The sequence below is a fragment of the Janthinobacterium sp. GMG1 genome (assembly GCF_034427795.1).
GTDB lineage: Bacteria > Pseudomonadota > Gammaproteobacteria > Burkholderiales > Burkholderiaceae_D > Janthinobacterium.
In genome coordinates, this window is record NZ_JAXQNT010000008.1 from 185770 (window position 1) to 200849 (window position 15080).

General features: G+C 60.9%; 15 protein-coding genes. 13 read left to right on the plus strand and 2 right to left on the minus strand.

The annotated features are described in order from the left end of the window. Positions 1–7: 7 nt before the first annotated feature. The 4 genes from SJI03_RS21085 to SJI03_RS21100 all read left to right on the plus strand — a co-directional run bounded on the left by SJI03_RS21085 (position 8) and on the right by SJI03_RS21100 (position 4223). Positions 8–496 carry a CvpA family protein gene (locus SJI03_RS21085; protein ID WP_077407525.1) on the plus strand — a complete coding sequence of 163 codons (489 nt, stop codon included), beginning with the start codon at positions 8–10 and terminating at the stop codon, positions 494–496. A 45-nt stretch (positions 497–541) separates the two neighbouring features. Beyond that, on the plus strand, positions 542–2065 hold the full coding sequence (purF, locus tag SJI03_RS21090; RefSeq protein WP_034750508.1) for an amidophosphoribosyltransferase: 1524 nt from the start codon (positions 542–544) through the stop codon (positions 2063–2065). Between the two features lie 42 nt (positions 2066–2107). Further along, positions 2108–3349, plus strand: coding sequence for a cystathionine gamma-synthase family protein (locus tag SJI03_RS21095; RefSeq protein WP_322428449.1), 1242 nt, complete (start codon positions 2108–2110; stop codon positions 3347–3349). A gap of 79 nt (positions 3350–3428) precedes the next feature. Next, the gene (locus SJI03_RS21100) at positions 3429–4223 is read left to right on the plus strand and encodes a sel1 repeat family protein (protein ID WP_322428450.1); all 795 of its coding nucleotides are present in this window, start codon (positions 3429–3431) and stop codon (positions 4221–4223) included. Between the two features lie 77 nt (positions 4224–4300). On the opposite strand, the gene lexA is transcribed toward SJI03_RS21100, so the two are convergent. Continuing rightward, positions 4301–4936: a transcriptional repressor LexA gene (lexA, locus tag SJI03_RS21105; protein WP_035821024.1), complete on the minus strand. Its 636-nt coding sequence runs from the start codon at positions 4934–4936 to the stop codon at positions 4301–4303. 275 nt (positions 4937–5211) lie between these two features. Between lexA and rpsF the strand changes: the two genes are divergently transcribed. From rpsF to SJI03_RS21140, 7 genes are all read left to right on the plus strand, one after another. Then, positions 5212–5607, plus strand: a complete 396-nt coding sequence (gene rpsF, locus SJI03_RS21110; RefSeq protein WP_322428451.1) for a 30S ribosomal protein S6 — start codon at positions 5212–5214, stop codon at positions 5605–5607. Positions 5608–5627: 20 nt separating this feature from the next. Then, entirely contained in the window at positions 5628–5927 is a 300-nt protein-coding gene (gene priB, locus SJI03_RS21115) for a primosomal replication protein N (RefSeq protein ID WP_099379153.1), read from the plus strand. Between the two features lie 25 nt (positions 5928–5952). Then, positions 5953–6243, plus strand: coding sequence for a 30S ribosomal protein S18 (gene rpsR, locus SJI03_RS21120; protein WP_010400024.1), 291 nt, complete (start codon positions 5953–5955; stop codon positions 6241–6243). Between the two features lie 27 nt (positions 6244–6270). Beyond that, positions 6271–6726: a 50S ribosomal protein L9 gene (gene rplI / locus SJI03_RS21125; protein ID WP_034783456.1), complete on the plus strand. Its 456-nt coding sequence runs from the start codon at positions 6271–6273 to the stop codon at positions 6724–6726. A 135-nt stretch (positions 6727–6861) separates the two neighbouring features. Then, positions 6862–8247, plus strand: a complete 1386-nt coding sequence (locus SJI03_RS21130; RefSeq protein ID WP_034750488.1) for a replicative DNA helicase — start codon at positions 6862–6864, stop codon at positions 8245–8247. A 94-nt stretch (positions 8248–8341) separates the two neighbouring features. Further along, positions 8342–8968, plus strand: a complete 627-nt coding sequence (locus SJI03_RS21135) for a DUF47 domain-containing protein (protein WP_010400015.1) — start codon at positions 8342–8344, stop codon at positions 8966–8968. A gap of 42 nt (positions 8969–9010) precedes the next feature. Continuing rightward, complete coding sequence (locus SJI03_RS21140) at positions 9011–10021, plus strand: inorganic phosphate transporter (RefSeq protein WP_034783457.1); 1011 nt, start codon at positions 9011–9013, stop codon at positions 10019–10021. 46 nt (positions 10022–10067) lie between these two features. On the opposite strand, the gene SJI03_RS21145 is transcribed toward SJI03_RS21140, so the two are convergent. Beyond that, positions 10068–10964 (minus strand): MBL fold metallo-hydrolase, encoded by an 897-nt coding sequence (locus tag SJI03_RS21145; RefSeq protein ID WP_099379154.1) that lies wholly within the window; start codon positions 10962–10964, stop codon positions 10068–10070. A 199-nt stretch (positions 10965–11163) separates the two neighbouring features. Between SJI03_RS21145 and SJI03_RS21150 the strand changes: the two genes are divergently transcribed. Next, positions 11164–12786, plus strand: a complete 1623-nt coding sequence (locus SJI03_RS21150; RefSeq protein WP_322428452.1) for a GAF and HD-GYP domain-containing protein — start codon at positions 11164–11166, stop codon at positions 12784–12786. Next, complete coding sequence (locus SJI03_RS21155; protein WP_322428453.1) at positions 12783–15038, plus strand: adenylate/guanylate cyclase domain-containing protein; 2256 nt, start codon at positions 12783–12785, stop codon at positions 15036–15038. Before SJI03_RS21150 ends, SJI03_RS21155 begins: the two co-directional genes overlap by 4 nt. Positions 15039–15080: the final 42 nt, after the last annotated feature.

The window sequence follows — 15080 nt, forward strand, 5'->3', positions numbered from 1 at the left end:
AACGCGCGTGACGATCTTCGATTACCTGGTGCTGTTCGTGCTGGTGACGTCCGTGCTGATCAGCATGATGCGCGGCCTGGTCAAGGAAATACTGTCATTGGTCAGCTGGATCGTGGCTTTCGTCATTGCCAACGCCTATGGCGCCACCCTGGCGAAATTCCTGCCGGAAGCCGTGCCGGGCGAGGCCATCCGCCTGCTGCTGGCCTTCGTGGTGCTGTTCATCGGTGTGCGCATTTTGATGGGATTGCTGTCCATGACGGTCGACGCGCTGGTCAAGGTGACGGGTTTGAGCCTGGCCGACCGCACCCTGGGGAGCCTGTTCGGCGTGGCGCGGGGCCTTGTGATCGTGCTGACCGCCGTCATCTTGTGTGGCATGACGTCCATACCGCAGCAGCCCTTCTGGAAAAACGCGCAGCTCAGCCCGCTCGCGGAGCAGGGTGCGCGCGCCATCAAGCCTTATCTGCCTGCCGCTTACGCGCAGCATGTGAAATTTTGAATTTTGAATTTTTTTAAAATCAGTAGCACAGTTTAGGAGCACACCATGTGTGGCATCGTCGGCGTCGTTTCCCATCAACCTGTCAATCAATTGCTCTATGATGCATTGTTGCTCCTGCAACATCGCGGTCAGGACGCGGCAGGGATTGCGACCAATCACAGCAGTATGTTTTCCATGCACAAAGCCAATGGCCTCGTGCGTGACGTCTTCCGTACGCGCAACATGCGTTCGCTGCAAGGCACGACGGGCATCGGCCATTGCCGCTACCCGACAGCCGGTTCGTCGAGCGAAGAGGAAGCACAACCGTTCTATGTGAATGCGCCGTTCGGCATCACCCTGGCGCACAATGGCAACCTGACCAACTGGGAACAGTTGAAGCTGGAAATGTTCAAGAACGACCGCCGCCACATCAACACCGATTCCGATTCGGAAGTGCTGCTCAACGTGCTGGCGCATGAAATCCAGGAAGCGACGACGGGTCTGAACCTCGATCCGGAAGCCATCTTCAAGGCCGTTACCGTGCTGAACCGCCGCGTCAAGGGTGGCTACGCTGCGGTCGCGCAAATCGCCGGCGTGGGCTTGCTGGCCTTCCGCGACCCGCACGGCATCCGTCCGCTGTGCCTGGGCATCAATGAAACGGAGCAAGGTCCTGAATACCTGATCGCTTCCGAATCCGTGGCACTGGAAGGCATGGGCTTCCGCTTCGTGCGCGACATCGGTCCCGGCGAAGCCGTGTTTATCGATGCCGATAAGAAATTGCACAGCGCTCAATGCGCCGACAATGCCAGCCTGAACCCGTGCGTGTTCGAATTCGTCTACCTGGCCCGTCCCGACTCCGTCATCGACGGCGCCTCCGTGTACGCCACGCGTCTGAAAATGGGCGAGTACCTGGCCGAGAAGATCCGTGCCGAATTGCCAGGCGTGCATATCGACGTGGTCATGCCGATTCCCGATTCCTCGCGTCCGGCCGCCATCCAGCTGGCCATGGCGCTGAACATCGAGTACCGCGAAGGCTTCATCAAGAACCGCTACATCGGCCGCACCTTCATCATGCCGGGCCAGGCGGCGCGCAAGAAATCCGTGCGCCAGAAGCTCAACGCCATCCCGTCCGAGTTCAAGGATAAAGTGGTGTTGCTGGTCGACGATTCCATCGTGCGCGGCACCACCAGCCGTGAAATCGTGCAGATGGCGCGCGAAGCGGGCGCGACGAAGGTCATCTTCGCCTCGGCCGCGCCACCGGTGATTTACCCGAACGTGTACGGCATCGACATGCCGACGCGCGACGAACTGATCGCCTATGGCCGCACGACGGAAGAAGTGTGCCGCGAAATCACGGCCGATTACCTGGTCTACCAGGATATCGGCGCGCTGAAGCAGGCGATCGCCGACGTCAATCCGGCCCTGACCAACTTCGAAGCATCGTGCTTCGATGGCGTCTACGTGACGGGCGACGTGTCGCAGGAATACCTGGATCGCCTGGAGTATGCGCGCCACCATCCGAAGGCGGCAGCGCCCGAAGATACGCCGCGTTCCCAGCTGAACCTGAACCTGGCGACGACAGAAGCATAAGTACCTGCCCGGCCGATGCCGGGCTTTTTTTTCTTTGCGATCATGAACGATAAAAAAAACTACGGCTTTACCACCACCATCCTGCATAACGACCGCCGCAAGGGCATCGAGCACGGCTCCCTGCACAAGCCCGTGCACACTTCCGTTGCTTTCGGTTACGCCGATGCGCGCCAGCTCGCTTCCGTGTTCCAGGGCAAGGAGCCGGGTTTCCGCTATGGCCGCCAGGGCAACCCGACTGTCTCCGCGCTGGAAGACAAGGTCAACAAGATGGAAGACGGCGTGGCGACCCTGTGCTTCGCCACCGGCATGGGCGCCATCGGCGCCGTGGTGCAATCCTTGCTGCGCGCCGGTGATCACGTCGTGTCGTCGGCCTTTTTGTTCGGCAACACCAACAGCCTGTGGCAAACGGTGACGGGGCAGGGCATCGCCGTGTCGTTTGTCGACGCCACCGACGTGGCCAATGTGGCGGCCGCCATCACGCCGGCCACGCGCATCGTGTTTGTCGAAACCATCGCCAATCCGCGCACGCAGATCGCCGACCTGGCAAAAATCGGTGACTTGTGCCGCGAGAAGGGTATTTTGTACATCGTCGACAACACCATGACGACGCCATACCTGTTCCGTCCGAAAGCGGTGGGCGCGGGCTTGGTCGTCAATGCGCTGACGAAATCGATTGGCGGTCACGGCAATGCGCTGGGCGGCAGCTTGACGGACACGGGCGTGTTCGACTGGACGCGGTATCCGAACATCTTTGAGAATTATAAAAAGGCGGCACCGGCACAATGGGGCATTGCGCAAATCCGCGCCAAGGCCTTGCGCGATTTCGGCGCCTCGCTGGGTCCGGAAGCGGCGCACCACATCGCCGTCGGCGCGGAAACCATGGCCTTGCGCATGGATCGCACCTGCTCGAACGCCCTGGCGCTGGCCACCATGCTTGCCGCCGATCCGCGCGTAGCGGCCGTGCATTACCCGGGCTTGGCGTCGCACCCGCAGCACGCGCTGGCGACGGATTTGTTCCGCAGCTATGGCTCGCTGTTCAGCTTTGAGCTGAAAGATGGCATCGACTGCTTCGATTTCCTCAATCGTCTCAATCTTGCTATTCCAGCGAGCAACCTCGGCGACACGCGCACCTTGGTGATTCCCGTCGCCCATACGATTTTCTACGAGATGGGCGCCGAGCGCCGCGCCAGCATGGGCATCGCCGAATCGCTGATACGCGTGTCGGTGGGTATCGAAGACGAGGCTGACCTGCTGGAAGATTTCAGTTCGGCATTGAGCGCATAATAATTATTCACTTTTTCCTGGAAAGGGCTTACATTTGTGTCTTATTTGATAAATATAAGTCTTTTACAAGAGGGTGATCATGCAGAAACTTACATTTGTTGTTGCGATGCTGTTTTCTTACGGCGCGTATGCCGATGATTTATCGGATGCAAATCGCTTGCTCGAAGCGCAATCCTATACCCAGGCGCTGAGTTTATATAACAAGCTCGCTTCAGCTGGTAATGCCGAAGCGCAGTTCCATCTTGGCGAAATGTATTTGTATGGTGAGGGTGTAACCAGTGACGTCAGCGCGGCCAGGGAATGGTTTCAGAAGTCCTCCACCGGCGGCAACAAGCAAGCGGATGCTGCGCTCGATCTGATCCGGCAGCGCGCCGCACGCCGTGCGGATATCGATTTCTATGCGCGCGATTACAAGGGCGCTGACATTTCCCTGAGCAAGTTTAACTGTGTGGAGCCGGTGGTGCCGGAGATGTCGCAGACCAAGCGCCAGATCATGGCGGTGCAGGAAGGACTCGACGCTTGGAGCGCCTGCTACAATGGTTTTGTCAAAAATCTCAACGCGTCATTGCCGCCTGGCAAAAACATTCCCCCAGACATTGAACGTTTGATGAATGAGCAGGAATTTACGCAAGCAAAGGCGTTGATGGAGAAGGCCTATACTGTGGTCAGTGCAGAAGCCAATCAAAAGGCGACTCAGACCGAAGCCAAAAGAGCGGCGTGGCAAGCCAGGACGGAAGCGTATGTGCTTGCCGAATCCGCCAAGAAGGCGGTGGATACCGCCGCTTTTGATAGTGATGGCCGGCGCCCGTCGTCCAAGATGCCTGCGGAGCGCCGCCCGCCGGTGGTTGTCGCGACTCCCGGCGGCAGCCGGTAATTCTCGCGCCATCTTGCTCGAAGTGTTGGCGCCAACAGCAACTGGCGCCAACCGCGCGCCCTGCAAAGGCGTGCTTGTCAATGCCAGCTGCGCATCAGTCCGACAGCCAAACCTTCCAATGCAAACTCGTCTTCCGGCGACACGGTAATCACCTTGAAGTCGGGGTTTTCCGGCAGCAGTTCGATGACGGAACCCGTCTTCTTGTAGCGTTTGACGGTGACTTCGTCGCCGATGCGGGCGACGACGATCTGGCCATTCTTGGCGCTGTCGACCTTCTTGACGGCCAATAAATCGCCATCCATGATGCCGGCGTCGCGCATGGACCAGCCGCGCACCTTCAGCAGGAAGTCGGGTTTGGCCGAGAACAGGGCCGGATCGACGTTGTAGCTCGCTTCCAGGTTTTCCTGCGCCAGGATGGGCGAACCGGCCGCCACCCGGCCGATCAGCGGCAGCGACATCAGCAGCGCTGCCGGCACTTTCGATGGCGCCGCTTCAGCGGCGGCGCCGATCAGGCGGATGCCGCGCGAGGTGCCGGGCGAAATCTCGATCGCGCCCTTGCGGGCCAGGGCCTGCAAATGCTCTTCGGCCGCATTGGCCGATTTGAAACCCAGTTCATTGGCGATTTCCGCACGGGTGGGAGGAAAGCCCGTGTTTTCAATCGCGTCCTTGATCAGGTTCAGGATTTGTTCTTGTCGTGCTGTCAGCTTGATCATGAGCGGTGGGTGCATACTAAAATGCTGTCTATATGAACAGTCTGTATTTTTGTACAGTATCGCCCACTATGCAAGGGGATTTCCGTGTTTTCGGCGAATTTCGCAAGAAATACTTGTCCATGGGCCGAAAGCACGCTGGCGCACGGGCTTTTCGGGTGCTGGTGGAAGGAATGATTGAAACGTTTGCAAAAGGCGGTTATAATCTTCGGCTGACCTTCCCACACCCGTCTTGACGCCGGGGTGGGCGATTATCAATCCGACCTGAAGGAGTTTGCATGCGTCATTATGAAATAGTCTTTATCGTCCATCCGGACCAAAGCGAGCAAGTGCCCGCGATGATCGAACGCTACAAAGCCAGCGTAACCACCCGCGGCGGTTCGGTTCACCGCGTGGAAGATTGGGGCCGCCGTCAAATGGCTTACTCGATCCAAAAGCTGCCTAAAGCACACTACATCTGCCTGAACATCGAATGCGACAACGAGACCCTGGTCGAGTTGGAAACAGCATTCAAATTCAATGATGCCGTGTTGCGTCACCTGACCGTTAAAATGAAGAAAGCTGAAACAGCTCCTTCGCCGATGATGAAATCGGTACAACGCGAAGACGCGGCCAAAAGCCACCGCACCGAAGCACCAGCAGCCGCTCCAGCCGCAGCCGCAGCAGCAGCTTAATTCTTGACCAGGATCGTGCGCTGAACCAGCTACAAGTCACCGCCATCATTGCCGAGCGCGAAATATTGCGCTATACCCCGGCAGGGCTGCCGATTGTGAATGCAGTATTGCAACACAGTTCGCAGCAGATGGAAGCAGGGATTGCCCGTTTGACCGAGTTTGATGTTGCCGCGCTAGCCGCTGGCGAAATCTCAGGCCGGTTCAGTCAGGCAAGCTTGGGCGGGGTGTATCAGTTCACGGGTTTCCTGGCCAGGAAGAGCCGCAACAGCAAGAGTTTGGTGTTTCACATCATTGATTTTAGTGCAGTCAATTTTGACTAGCGCATTTTAGATACAGGAGCCTGACATGGCATTCGGTAAAAAGTTCGACAAAAATAAGCTCAAGCTTAAAGAAAAACGCAAACAGCAAAACCCGTTGTTCAAACGCAAGAAGTTCTGCCGCTTCACCGCAGCTCACGTTGAGCAAGTCGACTACAAAGACGTCGACACGCTGAAAGACTTCGTCCAAGAAAACGGCAAGATCATGCCAGCACGCCTGACCGGTACCAAAGCGCACTACCAGCGCCAAGTTGACACCGCAATCAAGCGCGCTCGCTTCCTCGCGCTGCTGCCATACACCGATCTGCACCACGCTTAATCGGTCAGATATTCCTGGAGAAGAACTATGCAAATCATTCTGTTAGAAAAAGTTGTTAACGTCGGTAACCTCGGCGAAGTCGTCAAAGTCAAAGACGGTTACGCACGTAACTTCCTGATCCCGCAACGCCTGGCACGTCGTGCTACGGCAACCGCTGTGGCTGAATTCGAAGTCAAGCGCGCCGAACTGGAAAAAGCTGCTGCCGCCAAACTGGCCGCATCGCAAGCCCAGGGCGAAAAACTGAGCGGTCTGACCGTTCAAGTTGCTCAAAAAGCTGGTGTTGATGGCCGTCTGTTCGGTTCCGTCACCAACTTCGACATCGCTGAAGCGCTGACCAAGCAAGGTTTTGCTGTTGAAAAAGCACAAATCCGCATGCCTACCGGCCCGCTGAAGATCGTTGGCGAGCACAACGTTTCGGTTGCTCTGCACACCGACGTGGTTGTGGAAGTTGTTATCGCTGTCGTTCCAGACGCGAACGCGTAATCGTCTGCGGGCCTGGCCCGCAGGCATTGCCGCACTATGAAAAGCCGGGTTCGCCCGGCTTTTTTGTGGCCTTTTTTTCGCTCAATTTCAGCCCTTTATTTTTGCCAGCACGCCGAAGCGGGTATAATTCGCGCCATGAACGCCCCCTCTGATCCGCAACTGGATTCCCTCCGTATTCCGCCGCATTCGATCGAAGCAGAACAATCCGTTATCGGTGGTCTGCTGCGCGACAATGCCGCGTATGACCGCATCGCCGACTTCATGCATGCGGAGGATTTCTATCGCTATGACCATCGCATCATCTTCGAGCAAATCGTCAAGATGGTTAACGCTTCCAAGCCAGCCGATGTCATTACTGTTTTTGAAACCCTGACCCAGCTCGGCAAGGCCGATGATGTGGGCGGACTCGCTTATCTGAACGCCATGGCGCAAAACACGCCATCGGCTGCGAACATCCGGCGTTACGCCGAGATCGTGCGCGACCGCGGCGTGCTGCGCAAACTCATCACCGTCGCCGACGATATCTCCGGCACGGCCTTCAGCCCGCAAGGCAAGGAAGTCAAGCAGATGCTTGACGAGGCCGAATCGAAGATTTTCGCCATCGCCGAAGAAGGCGCACGCGGCGCCCAGGGCTGGACCGCCATCCAGCCCCTGCTGACGCAGGTGGTCGAGCGCATCGACGAACTGTACAGCCGCGACAACCAGAGTGAAATCACGGGCGTGCCCACCGGTTTCATCGACCTCGACCGCATGACCTCCGGTCTGCAGCCGGGCGACCTGGTGATCGTGGCGGGCCGTCCTTCGATGGGCAAGACGGCGTTTTCCGTCAACATCGGCGAAAACGTGGCCATCGACAGCGGCTTGCCCGTGGCCGTGTTCTCGATGGAGATGGGTGGCGCCCAGCTGGCCATGCGTATGCTCGGCTCCGTCGGACAGCTCGACCAGCACCGCCTGCGCACGGGCCGCCTGAACGACGAAGACTGGCCGCGCCTGACGAATGCGATCCAGAAGATGAACGACGCGCAGTTGTACATCGATGAAACGCCGGCGCTCAATTCCATCGAATTGCGCGCCCGTTCGCGCCGTTTGTCGCGTCAATGCGGCAAGCTGGGCCTGATCATCGTCGATTACTTGCAGCTGATGTCGGCCAATACGCCGGGCGACAACCGCGCCACGGAGATTTCCGAGATTTCACGGGGCTTGAAAGGCCTGGCGAAAGAACTCGGTTGCCCCGTGATCGCGCTGTCCCAGCTGAACCGCTCGCTGGAGCAACGCCCGAACAAACGCCCCGTCATGTCCGACTTGCGCGAATCGGGCGCTATTGAGCAGGATGCCGACGTGATCCTGTTCATTTACCGCGACGAGGTGTATAACCCCGACTCGCCAGACAAGGGAACGGCCGAAATCATCATCGGTAAACAACGTAACGGTCCAATCGGCAGCATCCGCCTTACCTTCATGGGGCAGTACACCAAATTTGGCAATTACAGTGGTGGCCTGGCGCTTTACCAAGGCGACTAAGACTCAGCAGCACTGGCAATTCCATCGGCCGCCCCCGATAACGGGGCGGCTTTCTGTAGTAAATAACACGACTCAATGCTTAACGGAGAATGACATGTTTGGACGCTTGATGCCCACTGAGGGCAAGTTTTTTGAATTGTTTAACCAGCACGCGGAACTGTGCGTCAAGGGCGCCAAAGAGATGCTCGGCCTGATGACCAATTTCGACGACCTGGAAAACCGCGTGCATGCGATCGAAAGCATCGAGAAACAGGCGGACAAAGTCACTTACGCCACCGTGGAAATGCTGCACAAGACCTTCATCACGCCGATCGACCGCGACGACATCCATCAGCTGATCACGCGTCAGGACGACATCCTCGACCTGCTGGAAGATGCGGCGCAAACCGTCTCGCTGTACGACCTGAAAGCCGTCACGCCGGAAGCCAAGCGCCTGGCCGAACTGGTGCTGGCCTGTACCGAAAAAGTGCGCGACGCCGTCGCCATGCTGCACAACATGGACAACTCGCGCAAGATCGTCGCCATCTGCGAAGAGATCGACCGCCTGGAATCGGACGCCGACCACGTGATGCGCGCCGCCATGTCCAAGCTGTTCCGCGACGAACCGGACGTGCGCAATCTGATCAAGCTGAAAGCGATCTACGAAATTCTGGAAACCGTGACCGACCGTTGCGAAGATGTGTCCAATATTATCGAAGGCATCATCGTCGAAAACGCGTAAGCGTTGGGCCTGTCCTGAACCAGAATCAGAAAAGAAACTACAATGACCATACAAATCAGCATCTACGTGCTAGGCCTGTTGATCGTCCTCGCGCTGCTGTTTGACTTCATGAACGGCTTCCACGATGCCGCCAACGCGATCGCCACGGTGGTCTCGACGGGCGTATTGAAACCGCAGACCGCGGTTGCCATGGCCGCCACGTTCAACTTCGTCGCCATCTTCGTGTTCCACCAGCTGACCGTGGCCGCCACGGTGGGCAAAGGAACCATCGATCCGGCTGTGATCGACCAGTACGTGATTTTCGGCGCGCTGATGGGCGCCATCTTCTGGAATTTGTTTACCTGGTACTACGGCATTCCCTCGTCGTCCTCGCACGCGCTGATCGGCGGCCTGGTGGGCGCCGCTGTCGCGAAGTCCGGCACGGGCGCGCTGGTCGCGGCCGGCCTGTGGAAAACCGTGGCCTTCATCGTCATTGCACCGGTACTGGGCTTTGTCTTCGGCTCGATCATGATGCTGCTCGTGTCGTGGATATTCGTGCGTTCGACGCCGCGCAAGGTCGACAAGTGGTTCCGCCGTTTGCAACTGGTATCGGCGGCCGCCTACAGCCTGGGCCACGGCGGCAACGATGCGCAAAAAACCATCGGCATCATCTGGATGCTGCTGATCGCCGCCGGTTATTCCAGCGCGGCCGATGCCATGCCGCCGATGTGGGTCATCATTTCGTGCTACACGGCCATCAGCTTCGGTACCCTGTTCGGTGGCTGGCGCATCGTCAAGACCATGGGCCAGAAGATCACCAAGCTCAAACCGGTGGGCGGCTTCTGCGCCGAAACGGGCGGCGCGATCACCCTGTTCGTCTCGACGGCGCTGGGCATTCCCGTGTCGACCACGCACACCATCACGGGCGCCATCGTCGGCGTCGGCTCGTCGCAAAAAATGTCGGCCGTGCGTTGGGGCGTGGCGGGCAATATCGTCTGGGCCTGGATCTTCACGATTCCTGCTTCCGCTTTCGTGGCAGCAGTCGCGTGGTGGATTGGCCACCACATCATGTGATGGATAGCCAACGCCAGTAAAAAGGGAGCCTTGCGGCTCCCTTTTTTTATGCACCGGCCAGTTCCACCGTCAGTCCCTCGTAGGCAAGGAACACCTGCAGTCCGGCCAGGCGGCTCGCATAGCGGCCCATTACGTCGGCAAACACGGCTTCGAGCTGCTCGTCGCTGCGGGTCGGTTCGTGGTGGGTGCAGTACAGGCGCCGCGCGCCGCAGCGCAGGGCCAGGTCGAAAGCGGCGTCGAAGGTGCCGTGGCCCCAGCCCTGCTTGCCCGGGTATTCCTCGCGCGTGTACGAGCAATCCATGATCAGCGCGTCGACGCCGGCGACGACCGCATCGATGCCGGCCTGGCGCTGCGCATTGCGCGCCGCGCAGGCCGCATGCTCGGCGTGGCCGGGCGGATGCAGGTTGTAGAACGGTTCATGGTCGCCGCTGAAAAACAGCGCGGTGCCGCCGCAGTCGATGCGGTAGCCGAGGTTGACGACCGGGTGGTTCATTTCCGCGCCGCACACGCGCGCGCCGCCCACTTCGACGGCTTCGCCTGGCGCCAGGGTGCGGTACTCGATGCTGGCCGCCATGGCCGCTTCGCTGACGGGGAAATAGCTGCTTTGCAGCTGCACCGCCATCACGTGTTCGATGCCGCGTCCGGCGGCCGCATCGTGGGCGCCGTGCAGGCGCATGCGGTTGCCGGCCACGAACAGCGGCGAAAACATGGGCAGGCCGTGGATGTGGTCCCAGTGGCTGTGCGTGATGAAGACGTGCGCGTCGACGGGCTCGCCCGGCGGCAGTTGCTGTGCCAGCGAAAAGATGCCGCTGCCCGCATCGAGGATGATCAGGCTATCGTTGTCGGTGCGTACTTCGATGCACGTGGTGTTGCCGCCATAGCGCGCCGTACGCGGGCCGGGAGAGGGGATGGAGCCGCGCACGCCCCTGAACGTGAATTTCATTCAGTACCTTGTTACGGTGTAATTATTGTTGATTCTATTCTAATTAATAAGATTGGCGGCAACATTTATGCGTGTTGCGATACGGCAAGTTATTTCATTTTGTTGTAACTAAGTAATGTACAGTGCGCAGGGGGGCCGTTACACTGGCGCTTGCCGACTTCCCCTTTTTTTGCTTGCCCATTACCTGATTGCCGCCAACATGCCTCAGTTGCACCCTGAGAAAATCGCCCACAGACTGGAGCAATTGACCGAACTCAGTGTCGCGCTCGGCCATGGCCTGGGCGGCGAGGGACACGATATCGGCGCCCTGTTGCAGCGCATCGTGCTGCTGGCAAAAAGCATGAGCGGCGCCGATGGCGCGACCCTGTACCGGCCCGTGGCCGAGGGCCGTCAGCTGGCGTTCGACATCAGCGTCAACGACAGCCTGGGCATCGCGCAGGGCGCCGACATGGGCTTGCCGGGCGTGCCCCTTTTCGACGCTGCCGGCCAGCCGAACCTGGCATCGGTGGCCGCGTATGCGGCGAACCTGCGCCGCAGCGTGAATATCGCCGACGTCTACCGCGACGAGGGCTTCAATTTTTCCGGCATGCGCGAGTTTGACCGCCACCACGGCTACCACACGCAATCGATCCTGACGGTGCCCATGAGCGACCACGAGGGCGACCTGATCGGCGTGCTGCAACTGGTCAATGCCAAGGATGGCGAGACGGGCCAGGTGCGCGCCTTTTCCTCGACCGACCAGCGCTTCATCGAGGCGCTGGCCGCGCAGGCGGGCGTGGCGCTGACGAATCAATTGCTCATTTCTCAGCTGGAAGAGTTGCTCGAGTCCCTGGTCACCCTGATCAATATCGGCATCGATGAAAAGTCGCCCTACACGGGACGGCACTGCCAGTTCGTGCCCGAGCTGACGATGCTGCTGGCCGACGCCGCGCATGCGACGGACAGCGGACCGCTGGCCGATTTCCGGCTCAGCGACAACGAGCGCAAGCAGCTGTGGCTGGCCGGGCTGCTGCACGATTGCGGCAAGATCACCACGCCCGTGCACGTGGTCGACAAGGCCACCAAGCTGGAAACGATCTTTGACCGCATCGCCCTGATCGATACGCGCTACGAAGTGCTGCTGCGCGACGCCGAGATTGCGGCCTTGCGCCAGCAGGCGGCGCAGCCGCAGCAAACAGACGCCATCGCCCGCGCGCTGGAACAGGAGCAAACGGCGCTGCGCGAAGAGCGCGACTTCATCCGCACGGTGAACGTCGGCGGCGAAAGCATGGCGCAGGCGGACCAGGAAAGAGTGCGGCAGATCGCCAGGCGCCGCTGGCGCGCGGCCGATGGCGAGCTGCGCGATTTCCTCGACGCCGACGAGACGGAAAACCTGACCATCCGCGCCGGTACCCTGACGGCTGCCGAGCGGGCCATCGTCAACAACCATATCAGCGTGTCGATCCGCATGCTCGAGGCGCTGCCGTGGCCCAAGCACCTGCAAAAGGTGCCGGAATATGCGGGCGGCCACCACGAGCGCATGGATGGCAAGGGCTATCCGCGCGGGCTGACGAAAGAGCAGATGTCGGTGCCGGCGCGGCTGATGGCCATCGCCGACATTTTCGAGGCGCTGACGGCGCGCGACCGGCCGTACAAGAAGGGCAAGTCGCTGTCGGAATCGCTGCGCATCCTCGGCAATTTCAGCCTGAACGGGCATATCGACCCGGAGCTGTTCGACGTTTTCATCCGCAGCAAAGTCTATCTGACCTTCGCTGAAAAGCACATGCATCCGAGCCAGATCGATGCCGTCGACGAGGCGGCCATTCCGGGCTATACCCCTTGAAGCTGTCGCCGGCCTGGCGCAAGCACGGGGCGCGCTGCTTGCTGGGCGTGCTCCTGAGCGTGGGCGCGGCCGTCCTGTGCCTGGCCGGGAATGAGAATATTGCCCGCCTCGACGCCATGCTGGGTGACTGGCGCATGCGCGCGGAAAAGCCGCAGTTCGACAGCCGCATCGTCATCGTCGACATCGACGAGCAAAGCCTGGCCCGGGTGGGCCGTTTTCCCTGGAGCCGCGATATCCAGGCGCGCCTGGTGCGTCAGCTCACCGGCCATTACGGCGTGGCCGCACTGGGCTTTGACATTGCCTTCCCCGAAGCGGACACCAGTTCCGGCTACGCCGTGCTGCAAGGCCTGGCGCGCGGCGAACTGGCGGGCGTGGTGGGCTTGCCGGCGCAGCTGGAAAAACTGCGCCCGGCCATGGATTACGATGGCCTCTTCGCCGAAGCCATGCGCGGCCAGCCCGTGGTGCTCGGCTACAGCGTGTCGGAGCAGCAAAGGAAGGGCGTGCTGCCCAAGCCCGCCTTCACCGTCGCCGACCTGAATGGCCGCACGGTGACGGCTTACGTGGCGCGCGGCTACGAAGCCAATATCGCGCCCCTGCAGGCGGCCGCGCAAGGCGCCGGAATCTTCACGGCGCTGACCGATGCCGACGGCGTCGTGCGTTCCTCGACCCTGTTGCAGCGCATCGGCGACGGCTATTATCCTTCGCTGTCGCTGGCCATCGTGGCCGTCTACCTGCAGGCGCGCGCCATCGCCCCCCGTTTCACGGGCACGGCCGATACCCTGTCGGCGCGCGAACTGGCCAATGGCGGCCTCGAACACATCATGCTGTTTACGCCGCGCGGCGCGCTGGCGATCCCCGTGGGCGAAGCCTTGACCACCACGGTGCAGTACCGCGGCGCGGGCGGCCCCGATGGCGGCGCCTTCCGCTATGTGTCGGCGTCCGACGTGCTGGCCGGCACGGTGCCGCCCGCGCTGCTGAAGGGCGCCCTCGTGCTGGTGGGCACCACGGCGCCCGGCTTGAACGATATCCGCGCCACGCCCGTGAATGCCGAATATCCGGGGGTGGAGGTGCACGCCAACCTGATCAAGTCCATGCTCGACGGGCGCTTCAAGGCGCGGCCCGACTATGCGCTGGCATTGGAACTGGTGCAGATCGTGCTGTTTGGCCTGCTGCTGGCGGGCGCCCTGGCCGTGCTGCCGCCGGCCGGCGTGATGCTGGCCACCGTGGGCGCGCTGGCGGCCGCCATCGGCATCAACCTGTACCTGTACGCCGCGCATGACCTGGTGCTGGGCGGCGCCGTGCTGCTGTTGCTGATCCTTGCGCTGTTCATCGCCAACCTGGCGTGGGGCTACTTTTTCGAGGTGCGCAAGGGACGCGCACTGGTGGCGCGCTTCGGCGAATACGTGGCGCCCGAACTGGTGGCCGAGATGGCCGACGATCCGCAGCGCTACACGATGGAGGGCGAGAACCGCGAACTGACGGTGCTGTTTGCCGACGTGCGCGGTTTCACGGCCATTTCCGAGCAGCTGGCGCCGGCCGCGCTGCGCGAATACATCAATACCTACCTGACGGCGATGTCGGAAGATATCCGTGACAGCCATGGCGGCACCCTGGACAAATACATCGGCGACGCCGTGATGGCGTTCTGGGGCGCGCCCGTCGCCTTTGGCGATCACGCCAGCCGTGCCGTGGCCAGCGCGCTGCTGATGCAGGGCAGCGCGGCGCGGCTGAACCAGCAGTTCTGCGCGCGCGGCTGGCCGGCGCTGCGCATCGGCATCGGCCTCAATACGGGAGCCATGCATGTGGGCGACATGGGCTCGCGCATCCGCCGCGCCTATACGGTCATGGGCGACAGCGTCAACCTGGCCGCGCGCCTGGAAGGCGCCAGCAAGCTGTATGGCGTGGGTATCGTGGTGGGCGAGGCCACGCGCGCCGCCGCCCCGGATTTCCTGTACCGAGAACTCGATCGCATACGCGTGCTGGGCAAGCAGGAAGCGGTGGCCATCTTCGAGCCGCGCTGCCTGCTGGCCGGCGCCGCTGCCGCCGAACTGGCGCAACTCGAGCGCTGGCACGCGGTGCTGGCCAGTCTGCGCGCGCGCGACTGGGTGGCGGCCGGCGCGCAGCTGGCCCGTTTGCAGGCGGAGTTTCCCGACGATGGCTTGTACCGGCTGTACGCGGCGCGCCTGGAACAGTACCGCAACGCGCCACCGCCTGCCGACTGGGATGGCGTGACAGAATTGCACAGCAAGTAAGGCTGGCAGCGCGCCGGAAAATGCAAGCGATTGCGGCATTTT